At 53.5% G+C, this 23,875-nt stretch carries 21 protein-coding genes; 17 read left to right on the forward strand and 4 right to left on the reverse strand.

The genetic code is table 11. The features are described from left to right. Nucleotides 1-15: 15 nt before the first annotated feature. The 17 genes from mgsA to PRECH8_RS01125 all read left to right on the forward strand — a co-directional run bounded on the left by mgsA (nucleotide 16) and on the right by PRECH8_RS01125 (nucleotide 18,125). The gene (gene mgsA, locus PRECH8_RS01045; RefSeq protein ID WP_200965201.1) at nucleotides 16-438 is read left to right on the forward strand and encodes a methylglyoxal synthase; all 423 of its coding nucleotides are present in this window, start codon (nucleotides 16-18) and stop codon (nucleotides 436-438) included. Between the two features lie 59 nt (nucleotides 439-497). Continuing rightward, a complete protein-coding gene (bshA, locus tag PRECH8_RS01050; protein ID WP_200965202.1) occupies nucleotides 498-1,727 on the forward strand; it encodes an N-acetyl-alpha-D-glucosaminyl L-malate synthase BshA in 1,230 nt (409 codons plus the stop codon). Next, a complete protein-coding gene (locus PRECH8_RS01055) occupies nucleotides 1,724-3,001 on the forward strand; it encodes a CCA tRNA nucleotidyltransferase (protein WP_200965203.1) in 1,278 nt (425 codons plus the stop codon). The genes bshA and PRECH8_RS01055 overlap by 4 nt, the downstream gene beginning before the upstream one ends. After that, the gene (locus tag PRECH8_RS01060; protein WP_200965204.1) at nucleotides 2,998-3,792 is read left to right on the forward strand and encodes a biotin--[acetyl-CoA-carboxylase] ligase; all 795 of its coding nucleotides are present in this window, start codon (nucleotides 2,998-3,000) and stop codon (nucleotides 3,790-3,792) included. Before PRECH8_RS01055 ends, PRECH8_RS01060 begins: the two co-directional genes overlap by 4 nt. Nucleotides 3,793-4,055: 263 nt before the next feature. Next, on the forward strand, nucleotides 4,056-4,931 hold the full coding sequence (gene panB, locus PRECH8_RS01065) for a 3-methyl-2-oxobutanoate hydroxymethyltransferase (protein ID WP_200965205.1): 876 nt from the start codon (nucleotides 4,056-4,058) through the stop codon (nucleotides 4,929-4,931). Next, nucleotides 4,928-5,821 carry a pantoate--beta-alanine ligase gene (panC, locus tag PRECH8_RS01070; protein WP_200965206.1) on the forward strand — a complete coding sequence of 298 codons (894 nt, stop codon included), beginning with the start codon at nucleotides 4,928-4,930 and terminating at the stop codon, nucleotides 5,819-5,821. The genes panB and panC overlap by 4 nt, the downstream gene beginning before the upstream one ends. A 1-nt stretch (nucleotide 5,822) precedes the next feature. Next, nucleotides 5,823-6,206 carry an aspartate 1-decarboxylase gene (gene panD, locus PRECH8_RS01075; RefSeq protein WP_200965207.1) on the forward strand — a complete coding sequence of 128 codons (384 nt, stop codon included), beginning with the start codon at nucleotides 5,823-5,825 and terminating at the stop codon, nucleotides 6,204-6,206. A gap of 74 nt (nucleotides 6,207-6,280) precedes the next feature. Next, nucleotides 6,281-6,898 carry a tetratricopeptide repeat protein gene (locus PRECH8_RS01080; RefSeq protein WP_200965208.1) on the forward strand — a complete coding sequence of 206 codons (618 nt, stop codon included), beginning with the start codon at nucleotides 6,281-6,283 and terminating at the stop codon, nucleotides 6,896-6,898. 116 nt (nucleotides 6,899-7,014) lie between these two features. Beyond that, a complete protein-coding gene (dinG, locus tag PRECH8_RS01085) occupies nucleotides 7,015-9,873 on the forward strand; it encodes an ATP-dependent DNA helicase DinG (protein ID WP_200965209.1) in 2,859 nt (952 codons plus the stop codon). Nucleotides 9,874-9,893: 20 nt separating this feature from the next. Then, nucleotides 9,894-10,517, forward strand: coding sequence for a redox-sensing transcriptional repressor Rex (locus PRECH8_RS01090; RefSeq protein WP_200965210.1), 624 nt, complete (start codon nucleotides 9,894-9,896; stop codon nucleotides 10,515-10,517). 84 nt (nucleotides 10,518-10,601) lie between these two features. Continuing rightward, nucleotides 10,602-11,855 (forward strand): amidohydrolase, encoded by a 1,254-nt coding sequence (locus tag PRECH8_RS01095; RefSeq protein WP_200965263.1) that lies wholly within the window; start codon nucleotides 10,602-10,604, stop codon nucleotides 11,853-11,855. Continuing rightward, nucleotides 11,848-12,378 carry a cell wall elongation regulator TseB-like domain-containing protein gene (locus tag PRECH8_RS01100; protein ID WP_200965211.1) on the forward strand — a complete coding sequence of 177 codons (531 nt, stop codon included), beginning with the start codon at nucleotides 11,848-11,850 and terminating at the stop codon, nucleotides 12,376-12,378. The genes PRECH8_RS01095 and PRECH8_RS01100 overlap by 8 nt, the downstream gene beginning before the upstream one ends. Before the next feature lie 211 nt (nucleotides 12,379-12,589). Beyond that, nucleotides 12,590-13,027 (forward strand): hypothetical protein, encoded by a 438-nt coding sequence (locus PRECH8_RS01105; RefSeq protein WP_200965212.1) that lies wholly within the window; start codon nucleotides 12,590-12,592, stop codon nucleotides 13,025-13,027. After that, nucleotides 13,020-14,534: an AAA family ATPase gene (locus tag PRECH8_RS01110; RefSeq protein ID WP_200965213.1), complete on the forward strand. Its 1,515-nt coding sequence runs from the start codon at nucleotides 13,020-13,022 to the stop codon at nucleotides 14,532-14,534. The genes PRECH8_RS01105 and PRECH8_RS01110 overlap by 8 nt, the downstream gene beginning before the upstream one ends. 416 nt (nucleotides 14,535-14,950) lie before the next feature. Further along, the gene (locus PRECH8_RS01115; protein ID WP_200965214.1) at nucleotides 14,951-15,826 is read left to right on the forward strand and encodes a 3-hydroxyacyl-CoA dehydrogenase family protein; all 876 of its coding nucleotides are present in this window, start codon (nucleotides 14,951-14,953) and stop codon (nucleotides 15,824-15,826) included. After that, complete coding sequence (locus PRECH8_RS01120; RefSeq protein ID WP_200965215.1) at nucleotides 15,823-17,040, forward strand: acetate/propionate family kinase; 1,218 nt, start codon at nucleotides 15,823-15,825, stop codon at nucleotides 17,038-17,040. Before PRECH8_RS01115 ends, PRECH8_RS01120 begins: the two co-directional genes overlap by 4 nt. 344 nt (nucleotides 17,041-17,384) lie before the next feature. After that, on the forward strand, nucleotides 17,385-18,125 hold the full coding sequence (locus PRECH8_RS01125) for a DnaD domain-containing protein (RefSeq protein ID WP_242457355.1): 741 nt from the start codon (nucleotides 17,385-17,387) through the stop codon (nucleotides 18,123-18,125). A 774-nt stretch (nucleotides 18,126-18,899) separates the two neighbouring features. Here the strand turns inward: PRECH8_RS01125 and proC are convergent. The 4 genes from proC to PRECH8_RS01145 all read right to left on the reverse strand — a co-directional run bounded on the left by proC (nucleotide 18,900) and on the right by PRECH8_RS01145 (nucleotide 23,792). Further along, complete coding sequence (gene proC / locus PRECH8_RS01130) at nucleotides 18,900-19,754, reverse strand: pyrroline-5-carboxylate reductase (protein WP_200965216.1); 855 nt, start codon at nucleotides 19,752-19,754, stop codon at nucleotides 18,900-18,902. Between the two features lie 11 nt (nucleotides 19,755-19,765). Further along, nucleotides 19,766-21,013, reverse strand: coding sequence for a glutamate-5-semialdehyde dehydrogenase (locus PRECH8_RS01135; RefSeq protein WP_200965217.1), 1,248 nt, complete (start codon nucleotides 21,011-21,013; stop codon nucleotides 19,766-19,768). A gap of 300 nt (nucleotides 21,014-21,313) precedes the next feature. Further along, the gene (gene proB / locus PRECH8_RS01140; protein ID WP_200965218.1) at nucleotides 21,314-22,429 is read right to left on the reverse strand and encodes a glutamate 5-kinase; all 1,116 of its coding nucleotides are present in this window, start codon (nucleotides 22,427-22,429) and stop codon (nucleotides 21,314-21,316) included. A 439-nt stretch (nucleotides 22,430-22,868) separates the two neighbouring features. Then, nucleotides 22,869-23,792: a LysR family transcriptional regulator gene (locus tag PRECH8_RS01145; protein WP_200965219.1), complete on the reverse strand. Its 924-nt coding sequence runs from the start codon at nucleotides 23,790-23,792 to the stop codon at nucleotides 22,869-22,871. Nucleotides 23,793-23,875 lie beyond the last annotated feature (83 nt).

Here is a 23,875-nt window from a genome sequence, read left to right on the forward strand (position 1 = left end):
TAGGGAGAGTGTACGATGAAAATCGCGCTAATCGCTCACGACCGCAAAAAGGACGAAATGGTGGATTTCGTTATTGCATATGAGCATGTCTTTGCCAAACACCAGCTCTATGCTACAGGAACCACAGGCAAAAAAATCATGGAACATACGTCGCTGAAAGTTCACCGCTTCATGTCCGGCCCCCTCGGCGGGGATCAACAGATCGGTGCGATGGTGGCGGAGAATGATATGGATCTGGTCATCTTCCTGCGCGATCCGCTTATGGCGCAGCCTCACGAACCGGATATCAACGCCTTGCTTCGGCTGTGTGATGTCTACGGCATCCCGCTGGCTACGAATATCGCAACGGGCGAACTGCTTGTCAGAGCTCTGGACCGCGGCGACTTTGCATGGCGCGAGCATGTCGAGCGGTATCGATCCAAGGATGATAACGGCTAAAACCTGCTCATCCCAGGACAAGCTGTAGTGCCGAGCCATCTATAAGGAGGACGGATTCTATGGACCCAACGCAGAAATCATCGCAGCAAAGTCATCCTTCATTGAAGATCGGCATCACCTGCTATCCTACCTTGGGCGGATCAGGCGTTGTCGCAACGGAATTAGGCATCAGCCTTGCAGAACGAGGTCATGAGGTGCATTTCATCACCCAAAGCATGCCCTTCCGACTCGGCAAATACCATCAGAATATCTACTATCATGAGGTTCAGGTGAGCGATTACTACGTGTTCCGGTACCCGCCTTATGATCTGTCCCTGGCCAGCAAAATGGCTCAGGTGGCGAATATCCACGGTCTCGATCTGCTGCATGTGCATTATGCAGTGCCTCATGCCGTGTGTGCGATCTTGGCCAAGCAGATGGTCGGCGACCATCTCAAGGTCGTGACCACTCTCCATGGAACGGATATCACAGTCCTCGGGCACGACCAGGCGCTGAAGGAGATCATTCGCCTCGGCATTAACCGCAGCGATGCGGTAACTGCGGTGTCGAAGGATCTGCTGCAAGAGACGCGGCGTCTCTTGCAGATCGACCGCCATATCGATCTGACGTACAATTTCATCGACAGCCGCATCATCCATCCGAAGGATGTGACGGAACATCGCCGGGAATATGCCGAGCCCCATGAGAAGATCCTGATGCACATCTCCAATTTCCGTCCGGTCAAACGGGCCATGGATGTCGTCGAGATCTTCCGCCGGGTGGCGCAGCAGCTGCCCTGCAAGCTGCTCTTCGTCGGTGAAGGACCGGAACTGCACAAGGTGCATGCCAAGATCCAGGAGGAAGGGCTGCAGGATCGGGTATTCTTCCTCGGCAAGCAGAATGATATCGCCCATGTGATCTCCCTTGCTGACGTGCTGCTGCTCCCTTCGGAGAAGGAGAGCTTCGGTTTGGTCGCGCTTGAAGCGATGGCCTGCGGCGTTCCCGTGGTTGCATCCCGCGTCGGCGGCATCCCGGAGCTGGTCGCTCACGGTGAGACCGGTTATCTGGCGCCGATAGGGGATACTGCTCAGATGGCTGAACATACCGTGAAGCTGCTGAGCGATCCGGATCTCTATCGCAGGTTGTCCGAGCAGTGCATCGCGCGCGCTCGCAACGAATTCAACAGCACGAAGATCACCGATCTCTACGAGCAGATCTATCATCGCGTGCTCGGCATTCCCGCCGGCGGCAGTGAGCAACCGGATCCGCCCGGAGCGGAAGATGTGCACGAGGTGGGTTGTAACCGATGATGAATGCGAATCTATTGCTGGAAGAGGCGAGGCAGATCTTGGCTCGCTTGCAGCAAGCTGGTTTCAAGGCTTATCTGGTCGGTGGTTTTGTGCGGGATCATCTCTTAGGCAGGCCTGTACATGATATCGATATCGCTACGTCCGCCGCCCCGGCGGACGTGATGCATTTGTTCCCGCGGTCCGTTCCTACGGGGCTGCGGCATGGTACGGTCACCGTCGTCATGCCCGTGCACAGCTTCGAAGTGACGACCTTCCGGAAGGACGGGGAGTACAAAGATCACCGCCGGCCGGAGACGGTGGAGTATGTTGATTCGCTGCATGAGGATCTGGCGCGGCGAGATTTTACGATTAACGCGATGGCTATGGATATCAACGGTCAGGTCATCGACCCCTTCGGCGGGCAGCAGGATCTGAAAGAGGGGGTGCTGCGCTGTGTCGGCGAAGCGGCGCATCGGTTCGAAGAGGATGCTCTGCGCATGCTGCGCTGCATTCGTTTCGCGGCGAATTACCGCCTTGCGATCGACGAAGAAGCCTGGTCAGCGATTCTCGCCCTGCGCCCGCTTATGAAGCATATCGCGATGGAACGCGTGCGCATCGAACTGAGCAAGACGATCGAGGGCGAAGATCCGGACCGCGGCGTGCTGCTCCTCCTCAGCTCTCGACTGCTCGCCTATACGAAGGAAGAGCTGGCTTGGCGGCCGTTCGCAGCATCAGACGCGAAGGAGCGGCTGCTGGCCGAGCTTAAGCTCGTGCGCATGTCCCCCCTCGCCCGCTGGGTAAGCTTATTCCTGGCTGGAGAACATACGAGTGATGAGGCAGACGTGATCGCCCGGAAGCTGACCTTCACCAACGAGCTGCGCAGCCGCATCGTGAAGTCCCTTAGGATGTATGAGCATATGCGGCGGGAGACGGCTGCCGATGCGCCGCTTGCGGAACGGGATCTCAGGCGCATCTGGTGCGACGGCGCAGTTACTTATGGACGGGAAGCTGCCGAAATCTTGTATGAAGTGAGAGATCTTTATCGCACGGAATCATGGCATGAACTCACGGTCCGGCGAATGCCGGATTGGCTGGCGGAGATGAGCGTGTGGACTCCGGCTGATCTGGCGGTGAGCGGGCGCGATGTGATGCATCTGAGGGCGCGCAAGGGGCCGTGGATCAGCCGCTTATTACATGAGCTGACCGTCGATGCGGCCATGGGAGAAGCGGTGAATGAGAAGCAGGAACTGCTTCGGCTTGCAGAAGATTATATGAGGAAGTGGGATCCATCTTGACAGCTTGCATCCAAGTGGAGAAGCTGCGCAGCCTGTTAGGCGGCCGCCGCTACGGGCACACGATCCATTACACAGAGACCTCGACGTCAACGCAGGATATCGCTGCGAAGTTCATTCGCGAAGGGGCGGATGAGGGATTGCTCGTCCTTGCAGAGACGCAGACGGCAGGCAGGGGACGGCTGGCGAGAACTTGGTACTCGCCGCCGGGCTCCGGGATCTACATGAGCCTGATCCTCAAGCCTCATCTGCCGCAGCGGCACATGCCCCAGCTGACCATCGTCGCTGCTGCGGCTCTGTGCCGCGTACTGCGCAGGCTGACGGGCCTCGATATCCACCTTAAATGGCCCAACGATCTCCTGGTGAACGGCCGCAAGATCAGCGGCATCCTAGTGGAATCCTTTAGTCACGAAGGTGAGACTTGGATGATCTTGGGCGTTGGGATCACGGTGAACGTGCGGCAGGATGAGTTCCCTGACTGGCTCCAGCACCGGGCGACCTCCCTGGCGGCAGCCAGCGGGCGGACATGGGATAGGGAGGAGATCATCGCCAGCTTTCTCCACGAATTAGAATTGCTGATTGACTTATACTTACAAGAGGGGTTTTCGGTATTTCGCACGATCTGGGATCTCTATGCCTGGCAGCCTGATGAACCCATTGAACTGACCACCCCGCAGGGGGCGATTCGCGGCGAGCCGATCGCCATTGACGAAAACGGCGCATTAGTGATAAAGTTGGAAGGCGGCAATGAAACGTATATTTATTCAGGAGAAATCATCGCTTCGACCAGCTGACACAACGGACGGATTGTATTATACTGGAACTATGAGGCGGTATCCGGACTGGAACTGCACTCGTGCCGTGACAGTATGCAATTGAACAACGTCAAACTGTACTATGGTAAGGTCGGATTCTGCTTAGAACCTTAAGGACTGAGACAGAAGGGATCTTGACTGATGGATTCTTTCTTGTGTGCATAGGACCTTAAGCTGGCAGGCTTAAGGTTTTTTATATACTCACCGTTTCGGTCCTTCCTAAGAACATGGAGGAATGAATCATGAGTGACAAAGTCAAAAAGCTCAACACTTCCACGATCAGGCGAATGAAGGTAAACCGCGAGCCGATCGCGATGATTACCGCCTATGACTATCCCTCAGCGAAGCTTGCGCAAGAAGCCGGGGCAGACATCCTCCTGGTCGGCGATTCCCTGGGCATGGTCGTGCTGGGGTATGATTCGACGATCCCGGTCACCTTGGAGGATATGATCCACCACAGCAAAGCGGTGACGCGCGGCGCGGATCACTGCTTCGTGGTTGCTGATCTCCCCTTCGCCACCTATCATGGCAGCATCGATCGGACGATCGCTAACGCCGCCAGGCTGATGCAGGAGGGGCGGGTTCATGCGCTGAAATTGGAGGGCGGCGCGGAAATCGCAGAACATGTAGAGGCCTGCGTCAGAGCCGGCATCCCGGTGATGGGCCATATCGGTCTTACGCCGCAGTCCGTGTTGCAGCTCGGCGGCTGGAAGATCCAGGGCAAGAGCTTGGAGCAAGCGGAGAAGCTTGTGCAAGATGCCAAGGCATTGGAACAAGCAGGCGCTTTTTCCATCGTCCTGGAGATGGTGCCGGAGGAACTCGCTGCCCACATCACGGAACAGCTGACCATCCCGACCATCGGCATCGGTTCCGGCAGATATTGTGACGGCCAGGTGCTCGTCTATCACGATGTGCTGAACTATGCGACGCCGATTAAACCGCGCTTTGTGAAGCAGTATGCGGACATCGGAAGCACGGTTCAGACGGCGATTGCCCAGTATGTGAGCGAGGTTAAGAACCGGAAGTTCCCAGGGGAAGAGAACGTCTACCACAACGATGAAGGAGTTATCGACCAGCTCAAGCATAACTCTTCAGCAGGAGATGAGAATCCGCGATGAAAGTCATTCGCACCATTGCAGGGATGCGGCAAGAGATCAAGCAATATCGAATTGAACACCCCGCGGGAGTCATCGGCTTCGTGCCGACCATGGGATATCTGCACGGAGGACACGAGAGTCTGATACACCGCGCAAGACAGGAAGCTGATCTGGTCGTCCTGAGCATCTTCGTGAACCCCTTGCAGTTCGGACCGAACGAGGATTTTGAACGATATCCCCGGGATGAAGAACGGGATCTTAGGATTGCCGCAGAAGCCGGGGCAGATCTTGTCTTCATACCGAAAGTTCAAGAGATGTATCCACGGGAAGTACTCACTACTGTTCAAGTGCGGAAGATTACGGAGAGGCTGTGCGGGGCTTCGCGGCCGGGGCATTTTGACGGGGTTTGCACCGTCGTGTCTAAACTGTTCCATATCGTAGGCCCTGACCGCGCTTATTTTGGCATGAAAGACGCCCAGCAGGTTGCGGTGATCATGCAGATGGTACAAGATCTGAATATACCGGTGGAGATCGTTCCTTGCCCGACGATGCGGGAAGCCGACGGACTGGCTCTCAGCTCGCGCAATGTCTATCTGAATGAAGAGGAGCGGAGGCAGGCTGTTGTGCTCTATCAAGCATTGGAAGCTGCAGATGAATATATTCACACGCAGCAGGGAGGAACTTGCGAGGAACTTCGCGAAATGATTAGGCAGAAGATCCAAATGGCGCCGCTTGCGGACATTGATTATATTGAAATTGTTACCTTTCCTGGGTTGGAGCCTCTCCCGGATCGGGTGAAGATCGCCGGCACCTTGCAGCAGCAGCCGGTACTCGCCGCTCTTGCCGTTAGATTTGGCAGCACCAGACTCATTGATAACCGCTTGTGGACGGCTAAAGGGGGGTTGGTCTGAGATGTTTCGCACGATGCTTAAGAGCAAGATTCACAGAGCGACTGTAACGGAAGCGAATCTGAATTATGTGGGCAGTATTACCATCGATGAGGATCTGATGGATTTGGTCGACATTGCAACCAATGAACAGGTGCAGGTCGTCAATAACAACAACGGAGCGCGGCTGATCACCTATGCTATTCCGGGCCCGCGGGGTTCCGGCGTGATCTGCCTCAACGGCGCAGCAGCGCGCCTCGTGCAGCCGGGGGATATCGTCATCATCATGGCCTATGCTCAGGTGCCTGAAGAACAAGTGCGCACCCATCAGCCGAAGGTGGCGATCATGGGTGCAGACAATAAGGTATTGGAAGTAGTCAACGCTGAAATCCACGGTACGATTCGATAAAAGTGGCATGCCGCATGAGAATGAAATCCCCGCTGACAACACACAATGAGGAAAAAAGGCGGGGATGCGGCATGATGTTTAAATCTTTATTCGACTGCATGCATGAAATATTGGATCAGATCATCGTGGAATACCCGGCGGCAATCGGAGCCCGCAGGGAGGAATTGGAGGAACAGCTGCTCGCCTTAAAGGAGATGAGCGACCAGTATCTTGAACAATGGATCCTGTTCGAAGAGAAGATGGCATCCGTTGTGAAGAGCATCGAGGGTGAATCCTCAGCCGAATGGCTGCATCACGGATTGGCATCTGAAACGTTCCGCCGCGGTCAAGGATATTATAAGTTGTTTATGTTTGAACAGGCGATCAAGGAGTTTGAACAACTGGTTGAACAATACGGTGATTTCCTTGTTGCCCGGTTATATCTGGCCATGGGTTATCTGCAGAAGGGAGATCTTGACGAGGCGAGCAGGCATTTAAATCTGATCGTTCCTTTGACGGAGAACAAGAAGTTTCTGGCTGTATCCTACAATGCCCTTGGCTGCATCCAAGCGAAGAAGGGCAATATCGAACAAGCCGCAGAATATTTTCAGAAAGCTATCGATCTGGATCCGACATACGAGGATCCCAGCACGAATCTCGAGTTATGCGGCAAAGATCATGAAGGACTTCAGTTCGGCATGACGGTCATCTAATGCCGTGAGACGATTAGATATAGCTGCATGTCGGCAGACGCATATTGGCTGCTGTTGGCAGCTGCATGCTGATCATGCAACCACGTTAGGTAAGCCATAAGATTGGAGAACATGGGATGAAATTTGCAGTAATCGATGTAGAGACGACGGGCAATCGCTCCGACGACGCGGTGATTCAGATCGGCATTGCCCTCGTCGATGATGGGGAAATCACGGGCACTTATGCCTCTTATGTATATACGGATAAGGAGATACCGGAATTCATCGAACAGCTGACGGGGATCAGCCGGCAGATGGTCGACCAAGCTCCGAGGGTTGAACAAGTGGCAGCAGAGATTCTGCCGCTTCTGGAAGACCGGATGTTGGTTGGGCACAATGTTAATTTTGACTTGGATTTCTTACAGCGCATGCTGATCGAAGCGGGGTATGCTCCCTTTGTTGGGCGCGTGCTCGATACGATGGATTTGCTGCGCATCTGCTACCCTCAGCTTGGAAGTTTGCGGCTTCACATGGTGTGCAATGAACTCGGCGTTCCTTTGGACAAGCCGCATCGAGCCGATCAAGACGCCGTTGCTACGGCGAAGGTATGGCTTCTATGCCTGGACAGGTTGAACCGCCTGCCGCTGCTTACACTGCAGCGGTTATCTTCGTTGCTTGCGGGACGCAGCGACCTTGCCGATCTGCACTTCTTGATCGATCAGTACAGGTTCGTGCGTGAGATGAGTCAAGACTTGGAGATGGATGAGGGAACCTATTTCCGCCAGCTGCATCTGAAGGCGGGCGATTGGACGGAGGCCGGAGAGGGAGACGGGGAAGAGGAAGCAGAGCAGGTCCTTCTTGACCTGAGCTTCGAAGAATTTTACGAACTCGTTAAGCAGAGACTCAAGCGTTCCTTCGCGCTTTATGAGGAGAGGGAAGAGCAGGAGACGATGATTCGCGAGGTATACGATGCCTTCCAGGACAGCAAACATCTGCTCATCGAAGCGGGAACGGGCACGGGCAAATCCCTGGCCTATCTGCTGCCTGCTCTATATACGAGCTTGTCCCAGGAGCGGCGCGTCGTTGTCAGCACGCATACGATCAATCTGCAGGAGCAGCTCCGGCAGCGTGATCTTCCGCTGCTCATGGAAATCTCGCCTTACCCGTTCAAAGCTGCACTCCTCAAAGGCAGGAACCATTATCTGTGCTTGCGCAAGTTTGAGCAGCGCCTAACCCAACGTGATTATGACAGCCGAGATCATTATATCGCCGCTGCTCAGATCCTCGTATGGCTTGGGGAGACGGAAGCCGGGGATGATGAAGAACTGCACCTGAACCCCCGCGGCAAGGAATTCTGGCGAACGGTGGAAAGTGACACCAATTCTTGTTTGAACCGCGCCTGCCCATGGTTTAGGAGATGCTATTATCATCGGTCGCGCAATGAAGCGGCGCAGGCGGATATCCTCATCACCAACCATTCGATGCTGCTGACCGATGTCCGGGCGGAGAACCGGATTATCCCCCATTATGATCTGCTTGTCATCGATGAAGCTCATCATTTCGAACAGACGGCCAGTAAACATATGGGGATCGAGATCAGCTACTATTCCTTCTTGAACCCCTTGAACTGGCTTGTGAAGGATGCGAGATCAGGGGCGATCTATCCGCTGATCGAGCAACTGGCGGCGAGCGGCCATGAACAAGGTCAGGCATGGGCCGAGCAGCTTGAGACATTGATCCCGGTGATTCATGAGGTCAAGCAGGACTGGGAGCACTTGTCCGGAATTCTCTACGAAGCTGCGGAGAGAACCGCCGGCACTTCCCAAGGGGACAACAGCATGGTCTTGCGCTTGAAGAAAGAGCAGCTTCCTGGAAACTGGGATGATTGCGTAAATATAGAGGACAATATCTATATGAAATTAACGGACATCTGCCGCAAGCTGGAGAAGGTAGCAGCGGGGATGAAGGAAGCTGAGAGCAGTTACAATCTGCAGAGTGCGGTCACGGACCTCAGCGGCAATATCGTGAACCTTGTGAAAATCCGAGACCACCTGCGCTTCTTGATCCAGCTTGATGATCCTAATTATGTTTACTGGATTGAGGCGAATGCCTTCTACAAGCATCGCTCGCTGTCGTTCATGAGCGTGCCGATCGATGTGAGTGAGCTGCTCAAGGACCAGTTATTCGATCAGAAGGAGAGCGTCGTGCTGACCTCTGCCACCTTGTCCGTTAATCAAACCTTTGATTATGTGGTTGAACAGCTAGGACTTAAGGAAGCCCATGACGAAGGACAGGTGAAGACGGTCCAGCTCCCTTCGCCGTTCCGTTATGATGAACAGGCACTTGTCTTGATCCCGCGGGATTTTCCAAGCATACGCGGTTCACACGCCGACAATCGCTTCCTCGAGATGCTGGTTCGTTCGCTGGCTGAGATCTCGCTGGTCAGCGAAGGCAGGATGATGGTGCTCTTCACCTCGTACAAGATGCTGCGGCAAGTGCACGGTGAGCTCAAGAACCGCCTGACCCAGCACCATATGCAGGTGCTTGGACAGGGAATCGAGAGCACAAACCGCAGCAAGCTGATTCGCATGTTCCAAGAAACGCCCAAATGCGTGCTGCTTGGCACCTCCAGCTTCTGGGAAGGGGTGGATATCCCGGGTGATGCGTTAAGCGTTCTGGCGATCGTCAGACTGCCTTTCCAGCCGCCGAATCACCCTTATGTGGAAGCGAAGAGCGAATATATGAAGAGCCGCAACATGAATCCATTCATGAAATATTCCGTACCGCAGGCGGTTATCCAGTTCAAGCAAGGCTTCGGCAGGCTTGTGCGCACGGTTAATGACAGAGGAATCGTTGTCGTGTATGATACTCGAGTGATCGATACGCAGTATGGCAAATATTTCTTGCGATCGCTGCCTAAACCGCGTATGGAGCAATCCGCTGCTGCTGACATGGCCGCACGTATTCGAGAGTGGCTGCAGTCTTCATATACTTGACGATGAAGGGAAGGGGTAGTATGAAGTCTTCGCTCAAAATATCCGAAACCGTCGTGCGTCGTTTGCCGATCTACCTTCGCTATCTGAATGAGCTGAGCATGAGAAATGTTCAAACGGTGTCATCTCAGGAACTGGGCAATCGGCTTGATCTCAATCCGGCTCAGATCCGCAAGGATCTAGCGTACTTCGGAGAGTTCGGCAAGAAGGGGATAGGTTATGATGTCAGTTATTTGATCGAGAAGATCCGGCAGATCTTAAAGCTTGATCAGACGATCAATGTGGCGCTGATCGGGGCGGGTAATCTGGGGGTTGCCCTCTGCAACTACAATATGTATCAGAAGGACAATATGAAGATCCAAGCGGTCTTCGATAATCATCCAGACAAAATCGGCCAGACGATTAATCATCTGACTGTACTGCCGCTCAGTCAGATGCATGAGAAGATTAGAGCCGAGAACATCCGGGTAGGGATCATCACCGTGCCTGCATCGGAGGCGCAGAACGTCGCTGATCAATTGGTTGAGGCAGGCATTGAGGGGATCCTGAACTTTGCGCCGACGATCATTAAAGTGCCCGAGCACATCCGGGTGCATTATGCAGATTTTACAGCAGATCTGTTAAGCTTGGCATATTATCTGGAGTGAGTTCTGGGATTACTTGTAAGAGGAAGAATAGTCAGGAGGTAGGGAGCTTTGCGTATAAGGATCAAAGATGGGCTGTATCTAACGATGGATGAACAGAACTTGTATGCCTCCGGTGATCTGCTGATCGAGGATGACCGGATCATTCAAGTCGGCGGGCAGGCGCCGGAAGATTGGCAGGCGGATGAGACGATCAGCGGCAAAGGGAAACTGTTCATGCCCGGCCTGGTCAATACCCACGGTCACACGCCGATGTCTCTCCTAAGAGGCTATGCTGATGATCTGGCATTGCAAGTATGGCTTGAAGATCATATGTGGCCGATGGAAGCGAAGTACACGGAACAGGATGTGCGTTATGGTTCGCTGCTCTCCATCGTCGAGATGATCAAGGGCGGAACGACGACCTTCGTTGATATGTACGATCATACGGAGGTGATCGCCGCTGCTGTGGAAGAGTCGGGCATGCGCGCCGTCTTGACGCGGGGCGTTATCGGTCTGTGCTCGAAGGAGGAGCAGCAGGCGAAGCTGCAGCATGCCGTTAACTTCGCAAAGGAATGGCACGGCAAAGCCGATGGCCGGATCACGACGATGCTGTCGCCGCATGCCCCTTATACATGCCCGCCGGATTATATTGAACAATTCGTCGAGGCTTCCCGCGATCTGAATCTGCCCATCCATACGCATATGTCAGAGACGATCAAGGAAGTGGAACAGAATGTGAAGGATTACGGCGCAAGACCCGTCGAGCATCTGCTGAAGCTCGGTGTGTTCGACAGGCCTTGTCTGCTGGCTCACGCCGTCCACCTGACGGATGAGGAGATCAGCATCTTGGCTGAATATGATGTGCGAGTCTCCCACAATCCTGGCAGCAATTTAAAGCTGGCAAGCGGCATCGCCCGTGTCCCGGAACTGCTGCGTGCCGGGGTGAAAGTCTCCTTGGGCACTGACAGCTCGGCCAGCAACAACAATTTGGACATGTTTGAGGAGATTCGGTTGGCCGCACTGCTGCACAAAGGGGTTACGTATGATCCGACCGTAGTGCCGGCGTTAACGGCGCTTCGCATGGGTACGATCGCAGGCGCTGAGTCGATCTGGCTTGATGAGGTGGGACTCTTAAAACCCGGTTGCAAAGCGGATATCATCGCCATTGACATCGATCAACCGCATATGATCCCGCATACGGATCTGGTTTCGCATATCGTGTATTCCGCTTCCCAACATGATGTTACCGATGTATGGGTTGATGGCAGACAGCTGTTAAAGAATCGAGCACTAACGACTCTGGACGAAGAGCAGATCCGCTGGGAAGCGGCAAGATGCTTTGAACGGTTAAATGGCTAGAAGCAGATTGGAAGAATGGCGGGAAGAGAGCAGGCGCCGTACCATTCGGGCGGCCATCATCAGCAGTGTCACCCTTGTGCTTCTGGCTCTCTTCCTCTTACATCGCTGGTATGTATCGATCCATGCATCGTATTGGGAACAGCGGGATATGAGCGTCAGCGAGGCGGTCTATGCCGGCCAGCTAATCGAAGTATGGTCCTCCGAAACCTATAACGGCGAGCAGCCCTGGTTCATCATCCAAGGGATGGATGAGGAAGGACAAGCGAAGATCGTATGGGTATCCGAAGAGCAAACCATCGTCAAACCGTTGGAGGAAGGAATCACAGAGGATGAAACGCGGCGGATCGTTCTGAACAGCAGCCCGTTAGCGTCGATCATTCGTGTGACGCCGGGCGTTTGGCAAGACGAGTTGTGCTATGAAGTCTACTACAAGGTTCCGCACCCTGACGGCGAAATCTATTACTATGCTTACATACGCTTCGAAGACGGCAAGTTGATCGAGACACTCCGCCTCGGCCGGTGACTTCCACACTTTACATCCGTCAGACAGCAAGCGACTGTGATATACTGTGATATATACTACTATCAATATAATTCGTATATATCCTAGTTTATCGAAGGTGATATAGAAAGGAGCCGTGATGATGAATTTACGTCTCACGCCTATCATCATAAGTATCGCCGTAAGTTCGCTTGTCTTGTTTGGCGGATGGTCTGTTTATCATAGCGTAGCAATGAAGAATCCAATCGTAGAAACCGCAAAGAAATTCCCCGGCGTGGAAGAAGCTTCCGTTGAGTTCGCGCAAGGAGCCGTGAACCTGCGCCTTGTCGTCAACAAAGAAGCGGATCTTCACGGGGTTATCGATGCCTTGCATCGTGAGGCTGCTAATGCCATAGGCGGCAGGAATCTAAAAATCGATATCATCGATCATGCCAGTGAGCGCTTGGATGAATGGTGGTCCCAGGTGCTCTTCGAGGTCGCTGAGGTGATGGAGAAGAGAAGTTACAGCGACCTGCCGAAGATCCTAGAAGCGAACAAGCTTGCAGGGATGAGCATCGATACGGCCATCGATGACACCTATGTCTATATCCGGCTGGTGGATGGAGATCATGTGAAGTTTGTCTTGCTGGAACGCATGCCCGCGCTGATGGGGGTGTGGACCAGTGAGTAAATACGGCAAGGAGATTCTGATCGGTACGATTCCAGTATTGGTGATTTTCTTAGCTTATATCGGTGTGAATATCGTTCCGCTATTGTTTGTCGGCTTCATAGGTACGATGATGTTGTTGATGCTCCGTCAACGCGGCGGCATCGGCGCAGCCGCAGAGAAAAAGACGAAACGGGCCGTAGTCACGAGTAAGATCAGCTTCGATGAGATCGGCGGACAGGATCGAGCCAAGCAGGAGATCATCGAAGCAATGGATTTTCTGATTAAGCATGAAGAGATCAAGAAGATGGGCATCCGGCCGCTCAAGGGGATCCTGCTGACCGGCCCTCCCGGAACAGGGAAGACCTTGCTGGCCAAGGCGGCAGCCCATTATACCGACTCGGTGTTCATCGCGGCCTCCGGCAGTGAATTCGTCGAGATGTATGTCGGTGTCGGAGCGAGCCGGATCCGCGATCTGTTCAAGGATGCGCGCAGCCGCGCCCACAAGGAAGGCAAGGAAAGCGCAATCGTCTTCATCGATGAGATCGATGTGATCGGCGGCAAACGGGACGGCGGTCAGCACAAGGAATATGATCAGACCCTGAACCAACTGCTGACGGAGATGGACGGCATCCATACGGGGGAATCCCCGCGGATCATGGTGATCGCTGCCACCAACCGCAAGGAGATCTTGGATCCCGCCTTGCTTCGCCCCGGACGCTTCGACCGGCATATTCAGGTCGATCTGCCCGATAAGAAGGGCCGCCGTCATATTCTCTCCATCCACGCGGCGAATAAGCCGCTGGCGGATGATGTCGATCTGGACAAGATCGCCGAGGAGACCTACCGGTTCTCCGGCGCGATGCTGGAGAGCGTCATGAACGAAGGGGCGATCTATGCGATGCGCGATGGTTCTGAGCTGATCGAACAGAAGCATCTGGCGCTGGCGATCGACAAAGTCATGTTGGGAGAGCAGACGGACCGGGAGACGACCAGAGAAGAGAAAAAACGCGTCGCCCTGCACGAATTGGGTCATGCTCTGATGGCTGAACTCCTGCGTCCGAACTCCGTATCCCAAGTCTCCCTGCGTCCGCGCGGAGGAGCCCTTGGCTACGTCCGTCACAATCCGCAGAAGGAGCAATATCTGTATACGCGGACTTACCTGGAAGAGCAGATCATGATCTCTCTTGCGGGGGCCGTCGCTGAAGAGATGTTCTATGGCGGGCGCAGTACCGGCTCGCGCAATGATTTTGAGCAAGCGATGGAAGTCGTCAAGATGATGATCGAGAGCGGCTTGACCTCCCTGGGGATCGTTCAGCGGGAGATGATCAGCAAGGATGAATGGGCGAAGGTGAACAACGAGATCTTAGACGAGCTAACGGAGCGTACGAGAAAATCGTTGGAACCTTATCGTTCGGTATTTCTCGACTCCTTAGAGATCCTGATGCACGAAGAAGTGATGTCGGGGGAGAGATTCCGGGAGATGTTGCACAGTATGAAGCAACCAGCGCAGCAGCCTGCGCATGCCTAAGGAACCGCCATGAGAGAGGGACGGGCGTATACCTTCGAGCCGTACCGCCCTGTCCCGCCTTGTGGTGTTTCCATAAGTGTTGTTCTAATCATAGGATAAAATCCGCCTTTACTGCTTGCCTTTCCCGCTTCGAGATTCACGTCGAAGGCATTCTCTATAGAAAATACACAAATGCCAACGTTGTCAATAACACAGCTCACTTATTTAATGTTCCACCTCTATGCAGAAAAATATGGAAATATTTATAAGACTCTTGATTTCTATGGGAAGCGGTGAATTGTGTCGAAATTGCGAACGGTTGATGTCGAATTATTTATGAACAAGCGATGAAAGTTATGGGGGACTACTGCAAACGATAAGAAAAGTGGTATGATTAGTGAAAGAGACATTATTTTTCGACAGAAGGATGGGAGTATATGAGGTTCAAAAAAATTGGCGTTATAGGTGGAGGTACCATGGGGCAAGGCATCGCTGAGATGCTTGCACATAAAGGTCTGGATGTGTATCTGACCGAAAAAACAGAAGCTCTGCTCGATCAAGCAGTTGAATTGATCGAAGTAAGCTTAGATAAACAGATTGAGAAATGGGCGCTGACGAACACGGAGAAGAAATTGATCCTGTCCCGCATACATAAAGTGACGGATCTGTCCGTGCTTCAAGAAGCGGACATGGTCATTGAGACGATCACCGAAGATCTAGATATGAAAAAAGATGTTTTCAGAACGTTGGATCGCGTGACGAATCCGGATGCGATACTCGCCAGCAACACGTCGTCGCTCAGCTTGACGGAGATTGCCAGCGTGGTAGAGAAACCGGAACGAGTCATCGGGCTGCATTTCTTGCATCCGGTAGCGCGCATCGATCTGGTGGAGATCGTACGCGGTCTGCGGACATCGGATGAAACCTTCGAGAAGGCGAAGTACTTTGTCGATTCTGTGATTCAGAAGAAGGGCATCATGGTCTTCGAATCCCCGGGATTTGTCACTACTAGACTCATCTGCATACTGATCAACGAAGCCCTGCATACATTACAAGAGGGAGTTGCAAGTGCAGAGGACATCGATGCTGCGATGCGCATCGGCTACGACTTCCGTTACGGTCCGCTGGAAATGTGCGACCGCTTCGGTTTGGATTCCGTATTGGCTGCGATGGAACGCATGTTCAGAGAATATGGAGAACTGAAATATCGTCCTTCCGTCCTGCTTAAGAAGATGGTGCGCGCAGGACGTCTTGGTGTGAAAACAGGCGAAGGTTTCTTCAAATATGACAGGGATGGTGACCGTATCCAATGACTAAGATCCTCGTTATCAATGCAGGGAGTTCTTCCCTGAAATATCAACTATATGACATGACGGATGAATCCGTACTGGCTAAAGGCCGTGTAGAACGCATCGGCATGGACGCATCGATTATCGTACACGAGCCGACAGGCCGTGAAGATCTAAGATACGTCGAAGAGATCCTTGACCATACAGCGGCAGTGCGCGTCGTTCTGCAGAAGCTGACGGATCCGAAGTACGGCGTTATCGAGTCCATCGAAGATATCGATGCTGTAGGCCACCGCATCGTCCATGGTGGAGAGAAACTGACCAAATCGATGCTCATTAACGATGAGGTGAAGCAAGAGATCAAACGGTTGTTCGACCTTGCTCCGCTTCATAACCCCGCTCACTTGATGGGAATCGAAGCGATGGAGGCTAACCTGCCTAATGTTCCGCAATCGGTTGTTTTTGACACAGCCTTCCACAGCACGATGCCGCCGATGTGCTACATGTATCCGATCCCTAAGGTTCTGTACAAGAAGCACATGGTTAGACGGTATGGTTTCCACGGCACTTCACATCAATATGTCAGCGAGCAAGCGGCGAAGTTCTTGAACAAACCGCTTGAGTCCTTGAAGATCATCACCTGCCATATCGGCAACGGTGCGAGCGTAACGGCGATTAAGGACGGCAAGTCCTTCGATACGAGCATGGGAATGACTCCGCTTGAAGGCCTCATGATGGGGACTCGCAGCGGCGATCTCGACCCGGCGATCGTTCCGTATACGATGGTGAAGGAAGAGCTGACAGTGAACGAAGTGAACTCCATGCTGAATAAGCACAGCGGTTTGATGGCGATCTCCGGACTCAGCAGCGATATGCGTGAGATCACGGACAATATGGACACCGATCCGAACGCGAAACTGGCGTTTGATATGTTCGAGTATCGCCTTCGCAAGTATATCGGATCGTATGCTGCTGCATTGAACGGAGTAGATGTCATCGTCTTCACAGCCGGCATCGGCGAGAACTCCGTCATCCTGCGTGAGCGGGTCTGCGAGAACCTGACCTATCTCGGCGTCAAGTTAGACCCTGAGCGCAACGCCGTACGCAGCGGCGAGGACCGCAGAATCTCGGCGGATGATTCCAAAGTCGAAGTCCTTGTCATCCCAACGAACGAAGAATTGATGATTGCAAGAGACACCTACCGTTTGGTGCAAGAATTGCAGCCTGAAACTGTATAAGGTCACAGGCGTACTTACGGTAAGAGAGTGGTCCAGGCAGGATTACTCCTGCAGCGGATCATCATGAGCGAATCGCTTGTACAGCTGATCACATAGAGAGGATCACGCTCAGTGGATCACACTGGATAGATCGCAATGAGGAAGATCCCACACAGCAGTTCACGCAGAGTTGATCCTTTAAAGTAAATCACACCTAGCAGATTACCTGTAAGTGGCCGTCTGTATAGAAGATCATCCTGCAGAGGATCACCTTGCATGTGCGATCCTCTGTTAGAGGATGACTTTGTCTAGGATAATCCAGTATGGGTCGAGGATCGATTCAAGATTGGGAGGGGCGTCTGTAGATGGCGGAATTTCTTGCTGAGGAAGAACGCGGTTTTGCCGCTGGACTCGTGACAGCAATGGCCGACGGCGGTGTATCTCTGCCTTATGTGTTTCTTAAGCATTATCATAAGCTGGGCATCACTGATGCCGAGGCCATGCTGATGATCCAATTAATGGCATTCCGTGAGAAAGATGAGAAGTCCTTTCCGACGATTGAAGAAATCCAAAGCCGCATGTCATCGGATGGAGATGCGGTCGTTCGCATGCTGCAGCGCTTGATGAAACAGAGGTTGATCGATATCGTAGAGTCTTATGATTCAGCGAGCGGGATGCATGTGGAGAGATATTCGCTGATCCCGCTTTGGATGCGTTTGGCTGCGATTATCGCCCGTGAAGAAACGCGGCTGACTGCCGATGCCAGCGGGCAACCTGCCGGCACTGGTACCGCAGCTTATGGCGCAAGCTTGCAGGCGGAAGGTGCTGGTGAGCAGGCGAAGCAGCCAGAGGAGAATATTTTCTACATCTTCGAGCAGGAGTTTGGGCGCCCCTTGTCGCCGATGGAGGTGGATATGATCAACGGCTGGATTGATCAAGATCGATACCCCGAGCCTCTGATCTTGGCAGCGCTCAAGGAGTCCGTATTCGCAGGTAAAGTATCCTTCCGCTATATCGATCGCATCCTGCTTGATTGGAATCGGAACAACATTCATACGGTGGAGCAGGCGCGGGAATATACCCAGAAGTTCCGCAGTGCAAGATAGTCATCGAAGATTCGGGATGCAGGACACTCAAACTGCTTATACAGACTGTCGACGCATTAAGTCGGCAGTCTTTGTATTTATTGGGTCAACTAGTCTTCGCTGGTTGGCCTTTCTTAATGCTCGCTTTATCGTAGTGCTTGATGATGCGTAGTGATGCGGCGGCATGCGCGCGGGAGGAAATGCGGCTGAGCCGTCACAAACTGTCGACTCAGGTTAGACTCAGCCTGGGTGAAGACGAGTATGTAACTGATCCGTCACAAACTGTCGTCTCAGGTTCGAGTGAGACTTGCGCGAAGTCGGAAGTGCAACTGAGACGATATAAATTGTTGACTCGGGTTTGCGTGAAGGAAGAGATGCTGCTGAGTCGACACGAAGTGTCGATTCAGGCTGTGCGGAGGCTGAAATGCAGCTGAGACGACACAAAATGTTGACTCAGGCTGCAAGAAAAGCGGAAAAGCACCTGAACCGACACAAATTGTCGTCTCAGGTTCGAGTGAGACTTGCGCGAAGTCGGAAGTGCAACTGAGACGAAATAAATTGTTGACTCGGGTTTGCGTGAAGGCAGAGATGCTGCTGAGTCGACACGAAGTGTCGATTCATGCTGTGCGGAGGCTGAAAAGCAGCTGAGCCGGCACAAACTGTCGACTCAGGCTGCAAGAAAAGCGGAAAAGCACCTGAACCGATACAAACTGTCGTCTCAAGATCAACCCAGACTGCGTCAAAGAAATAAAGCCTGAGCCGACATAAACTGTCGATTCAGGCTTCTTTGCTGCTTTATTGATCGCGTGATGGGTCGAGCTGCTGACCGAGTTCTACGGCACGTTCAGCGGAACGGCGAACGCCTTGGATAATCGCTTCCTGCAGTCGGTAGGAAGCCATGACTTCCAGGGCGGCTTGCGTCGTTCCGCCGGGAGAGGTGACTTTTCGCCGCAGTTCGGCGGGGTCTTCTCCCGTGATCTGCACCATGCGGGCTGCGCCGAGCACGGTTTGCACCGTCAATTCTTTAGCAGTTTCAGGTGTCAGCCCAAGCTGTATGCCGCCTTCGATCATCGCTTCCATCACATAATAGATGTAGGCGGGCCCGCTGCCTGATACGCCGGTGACGGCATCGATCAGCGATTCATCGACGATCTTCACGATGCCGACAGATGCGAAGATCGCTTCCGCCCATCGTCTCTGTTCTTCGCTGACTTGCTTCGAGAAGCATAGGGCAGTCGCTCCTAACCCAATCGTACTCGATGTATTAGGCATCGTGCGCACAATGGGGAGTTCTTTGCCAAACATCTTCATCAATGCATCCGTGCTGATTCCTGCAATCACGGAGATGATCAGCTGCTCGTTATGCAGCAAGGATGCCAGGGAAGCAAGCGCCGCGCCGGCATCCTTCGGCTTCATCGCTAGGACGACAATATCCGCATCGCGAATCAATCGGTCTTTGTCCGCTTCAGCTTGCGGTATGGTAATCCCGTATCGGCGAGATAGTTCCTGCAGGCGCTTCGCATTGGAGCGGTTGACGGCCGAGATCCGGATTGGTTCCAGCAGCTTCGTGTCGATCAAGCCGCGGATGATCGCCTCGGCCATCGAACCGGCGCCCAGGAAACAGATCTTCTGGGTTAATGGCTGCTTCATCGTGATGCTCCTTATGAACGAATTTGACCGTTTCCGGTGATGATGTACTTCGTCGATGTAAGGGCGGGGAGTCCCATCGGCCCTCTGGCATGCAGCTTCTGCGTGCTGATGCCGATCTCCGCGCCGAAGCCAAATTCGAAACCATCGGTGAAGCGCGTGGATACATTGTGATAGACGGCCGCGGCATCTACCTGTTGCAGGAATTTGGCGGCGTTCTGTTCATCGCTGGTTACGATGCATTCGGAGTGCATCGTTCCGAAACGAGCGATATGGGCGATCGCCTCGTCGATATTGCCAACGACTTTGACATTCATGATGTAATCATTGTATTCCGTAGCATAATCCTCTTCCGTTGCAGCGAGCATGTCGCTGACCAATTCTCTGGAACGTTCGCAGCCGCGCATCTCGACATTCGCTTCCTTAAACTTAGCTGCCAGTGCGGGCAGATGTTCTTTAGCGAAGCTCTCGTGCACGAGCAGGGTTTCCATCGCGTTGCATACGGATGGGCGCTGCACTTTGGCATTAAATGCGATCTCCATCGCCATCTCAGGATCTGCTGAAGCATCGATATAGGTATGGCAGATTCCTGCTCCGGTTTCGATCACCGGCACGGTTGCGTTCTTCACTACGGTCTGGATCAGTGACTGTCCGCCGCGCGGGATGACGATGTCCACGATGCCGTTTAATTTCAGCAGTTCGTCGACGGAGGCGCGATCGGGATTTTCGATGATCTGCAGAGCTTGCGGAGGCAGCTCTGTCTTCGCAAGGGCCTCATGCAGTACACGCACGATCGCCAGATTGGACTCTAGTGCCGAGGAACCGCCGCGCAGAAGGACAGCATTGCCCGTCTTCAAAGCCAATCCTGCCGCATCTACGGTGACATTCGGCCTTGCTTCGTAGATCATGCCGATCAAGCCAATTGGGACGCGAACCTTGCGGATCTCCATGCCGTTCGGCCGCACGCTCGTCTCTAGCACCTCGCCGATCGGATCAGGAAGTTCGGCGACCTGACGGAGACCTTCTGCCATGGCAAGGATGCGCTGCTCATTCAGGGCGAGGCGGTCGAGCAGGGCAGAGGTGAGACCATTCTCACGGCCGCGCTTCAGGTCAACGTTGTTCGCCTCGATGATCGCGCTCTGCTGGGCGATGAGGGCATCGGCCATGGCGAGCAAGGCTTGGTTTTTCTGCTCCGTGGACAGGGCAGCCAGCTGCGAAGTGACTTGCTTGGCGGCAAGGGCCTTTTCTCTTACTTCACTCATAGGTTTATTCCTCCTTAATCCTCTTACTTATTCGATGATTAAGCATGAGATGTTGTCTTCGATAGATCTCATCTTCGCTTGATGTTACTGCTTGATATCACTGCTTGATGTCATCTACTCGATGTCACTGCTTACTGCTTAATGTTCTGTCATGTATATGAAGCTTATTGCTTAACAGAAGGATGGCGGTAATATGCGGTGTTCCTGACGATAGCCTGTCCATGGCAGTCACAGCACACGGCACGAACAGCACATGTGAACAGCGCATGTAATATAAGATGCAGCAGCAAAACAGCACCGCTAATGTGCGGCAAAGGCGATCCATTCGTCGCGGTGGATCACCTCCGGACGCGTTACGTTCACGCGGCGCATGACTTCATCGCTGTTTAGGCCGCGTACAGCTTGCAGCTGCTGGGATGCGTAGTTGACCACGCCGCGGCCGATCGTAACGCCGTCTTTGGTCACGACTTCCACGACATCCCCGGGTTGGAAATCACCCGTCACATCGATCACGCCGGCGGCTAGCAAACTCCGGCCCAGATGGAGAAGGGCGTCCGCCGCGCCGTCATCGACCATGATCGAGCCTTTTACGTCGGAGTGGAAGCCGATCCATTGGTGTTTCATAGAGAGGGAATCCGCATCAGTGCTGAAGTAAGTCCCCTTACCGGTGCCGTTCACAGCCATCGCTATGTCGCCTTCTTCGCTGGCACTGCCGATGAACACGGGAATTCCGCCGCGCGTCGCAATGCTTGCAGCTCCGATTTTCGTCCGCATCCCGCCCGTGCCGACACTGGAACCCGCTCCCCCGGCGATGCTCCATATGTAGTCATTGATCTCATCGATGCGGGTCAGCCGCTCCGCCTGCGGGTTGCGCCGCGGATCGTCGGTATAGATGCCGTCAGTATCGGTGATGATGACCAGGAGCCGAGCTTTGACCAGATTAGCCACAAGAGCCGAAAGCGTATCGTTGTCACCGAATTTGAGCTCGTCGATGGAAACGGTATCGTTCTCGTTGATGATCGGTATGATGCGATTGCGGATCAACTCCTGCATCGTCATCCAAGCGTTCTGGATTCGCTTGCGATTGGAGAAGTCAGACCTGGTAAGCAGGATCTGTGCGACTCCGATGCCGTATCTGGACAGCGCCTCGTTGTAGGCTTGCATCAGCAGCGCCTGCCCGACGGCTGCGGAGGCTTGTTTCTCATGCAGCAGTTTGGGGCGGGACTTGTATCCGATATGACGGAAACCGGCGGCGACGGCACCGGAGGAGACGATGATCTGTTCTTCTCCGCGGGCATGGAGCCGGGCGATCTCCCCAGCGAAATATTCGATCTTGGAGCGGTCCAATCCTCCTTCCGGCGAAGTCAGCGAGCTGCTTCCGAATTTTAACACGATGCGTCGGTTCTCATTAGACATAATCGCCCTCACTTCCTGATTCTATAATCCATTGCAGTCGTCTGAATATATAGTAATATGAGATCACACAGACTTGAGCGGATAGGCAGTAAGAGCAGCCGAATACAGCCTAATATAACAAAAGACTCCCGTCCGCAAAGGACGAAAGTCTGTAACTTCCGCGGTACCACCTTTGTTGATGATGCTGGATCATCCTGCTCAAGGGTCCCGATAACAGCGGGGGCTGTTCAGTTCATCACTGACCGTTCAGGGATGGGTTCGAGAAGCCTCCACGGCGGATTCTCTCAGCGAATGAATCCACTCTCTGTCACGCGATCAACTTCCTACTAGTCCCCTCATCACGTTTCGATATGAGCAATCTTTGTAAGTAAGGATATCATGGGAATTAAGCCTTGTAAAGGCGGTTCTGAATATTCATGTAATACGGCTGCTATGCCTTTCAGTGCTCGCCGGCTTGCTTGATATCTGGAACATTGCTCATCGCCTCCAGCATCGTCTGAATAAAAGCATCCGCTGCTTTAGTCATATAGCGGTCCCGTTTGTGAGCGATGACGATCGTGCGGAACGGCGTATAGGGTTCCCGAATCCTCAGGTAAACGGGGGTATGCTGGCTCCATCCGGCGCGGGCCACCATCTGCGGCACGAAGGCGATGCCCATACCGGCAGCGACGAGGGACTGCACCGTCTCGATATTGCTGCTCTCGAAGACGATGCGCGGCGCGAATCCTGCATCTTCGCATAATTGAATAGATGTATGACGGAACCCTTGGCCTTTTTTTAATAAGATGAAGGGTTCATCGGCCAGCTGCGGCAGGGATACGCCGTCTTTCTTGTCCACCAGCGGATGCTTCGGCGGCACGGCCAGATAGATCTCTTCATCGATCAGCGGGATATGATCGAGAGATCTCTCCTGCAGGGGAAGCGTCAACAAGCTGATGTCTGTCTGTCCATTGGCGGTAAGCTGCTCCAATACAGAGGAGTGCTCCTCGACGAGCACGATCTCGATCTCCGGGTATTTCTGCTGGAAGACAGGCAGCACATGGGGCCAGATATGGGCACCGGTAATCGGCAGACTGCCGATCATCAGCCGCCCTTTGCGCATCTGCGAGATGTCATCCATCTCGCTGCGCAGCTGCGCCACCATATCCAGGATCTGCTGTGCCCGTTCGGTGAAGATGCTGCCGGCATAGGTGAGATCGACGGAATTCGTATTGCGCTGGAAGAGCAGGAGGCCGAGCTCCTTCTCCAGCTTAGCGATCTGCTGGCTGAGCGAGGGTTGGGCGATATGGAGTTTCTCGGCTGCACGAGAAAAATTTTTGTCAATCGCCAATTGTACAGCATACTGCAGTTGTCTAAGCTCCAAAGTTGATCTTCCTTTCAGTTGTAATGCATATATGTTTCATAGACTGTTAGCACGATACAGGGACAGCATGATTCTTGGACAGT

Source organism: Insulibacter thermoxylanivorax, assembly GCF_015472005.1.
Lineage (GTDB): Bacteria > Bacillota > Bacilli > Paenibacillales > DA-C8 > Insulibacter > Insulibacter thermoxylanivorax.

Bases quoted from the DNA above. Each gene is read 5' to 3' on its own strand.
- mgsA (WP_200965201.1), top strand. From the start codon at position 16: ATGAAAATCGCGCTAATCGCTCACGACCGCAAAAAGGACGAAATGGTG.
- bshA (WP_200965202.1), top strand. From the start codon at position 498: ATGGACCCAACGCAGAAATCATCGCAGCAAAGTCATCCTTCATTGAAG.
- PRECH8_RS01055 (WP_200965203.1), top strand. From the start codon at position 1,724: ATGATGAATGCGAATCTATTGCTGGAAGAGGCGAGGCAGATCTTGGCT.
- panB (WP_200965205.1), top strand. From the start codon at position 4,056: ATGAGTGACAAAGTCAAAAAGCTCAACACTTCCACGATCAGGCGAATG.
- panC (WP_200965206.1), top strand. From the start codon at position 4,928: ATGAAAGTCATTCGCACCATTGCAGGGATGCGGCAAGAGATCAAGCAA.
- panD (WP_200965207.1), top strand. From the start codon at position 5,823: ATGTTTCGCACGATGCTTAAGAGCAAGATTCACAGAGCGACTGTAACG.
- PRECH8_RS01080 (WP_200965208.1), top strand. From the start codon at position 6,281: ATGTTTAAATCTTTATTCGACTGCATGCATGAAATATTGGATCAGATC.
- dinG (WP_200965209.1), top strand. From the start codon at position 7,015: ATGAAATTTGCAGTAATCGATGTAGAGACGACGGGCAATCGCTCCGAC.
- PRECH8_RS01090 (WP_200965210.1), top strand. From the start codon at position 9,894: ATGAAGTCTTCGCTCAAAATATCCGAAACCGTCGTGCGTCGTTTGCCG.
- PRECH8_RS01095 (WP_200965263.1), top strand. From the start codon at position 10,602: ATGGATGAACAGAACTTGTATGCCTCCGGTGATCTGCTGATCGAGGAT.
- PRECH8_RS01100 (WP_200965211.1), top strand. From the start codon at position 11,848: ATGGCTAGAAGCAGATTGGAAGAATGGCGGGAAGAGAGCAGGCGCCGT.
- PRECH8_RS01105 (WP_200965212.1), top strand. From the start codon at position 12,590: ATGAAGAATCCAATCGTAGAAACCGCAAAGAAATTCCCCGGCGTGGAA.
- PRECH8_RS01115 (WP_200965214.1), top strand. From the start codon at position 14,951: ATGAGGTTCAAAAAAATTGGCGTTATAGGTGGAGGTACCATGGGGCAA.
- PRECH8_RS01120 (WP_200965215.1), top strand. From the start codon at position 15,823: ATGACTAAGATCCTCGTTATCAATGCAGGGAGTTCTTCCCTGAAATAT.
- PRECH8_RS01125 (WP_242457355.1), top strand. From the start codon at position 17,385: ATGGCGGAATTTCTTGCTGAGGAAGAACGCGGTTTTGCCGCTGGACTC.
- proC (WP_200965216.1), bottom strand. From the start codon at position 19,754: ATGAAGCAGCCATTAACCCAGAAGATCTGTTTCCTGGGCGCCGGTTCG.
- PRECH8_RS01135 (WP_200965217.1), bottom strand. From the start codon at position 21,013: ATGAGTGAAGTAAGAGAAAAGGCCCTTGCCGCCAAGCAAGTCACTTCG.
- proB (WP_200965218.1), bottom strand. From the start codon at position 22,429: ATGTCTAATGAGAACCGACGCATCGTGTTAAAATTCGGAAGCAGCTCG.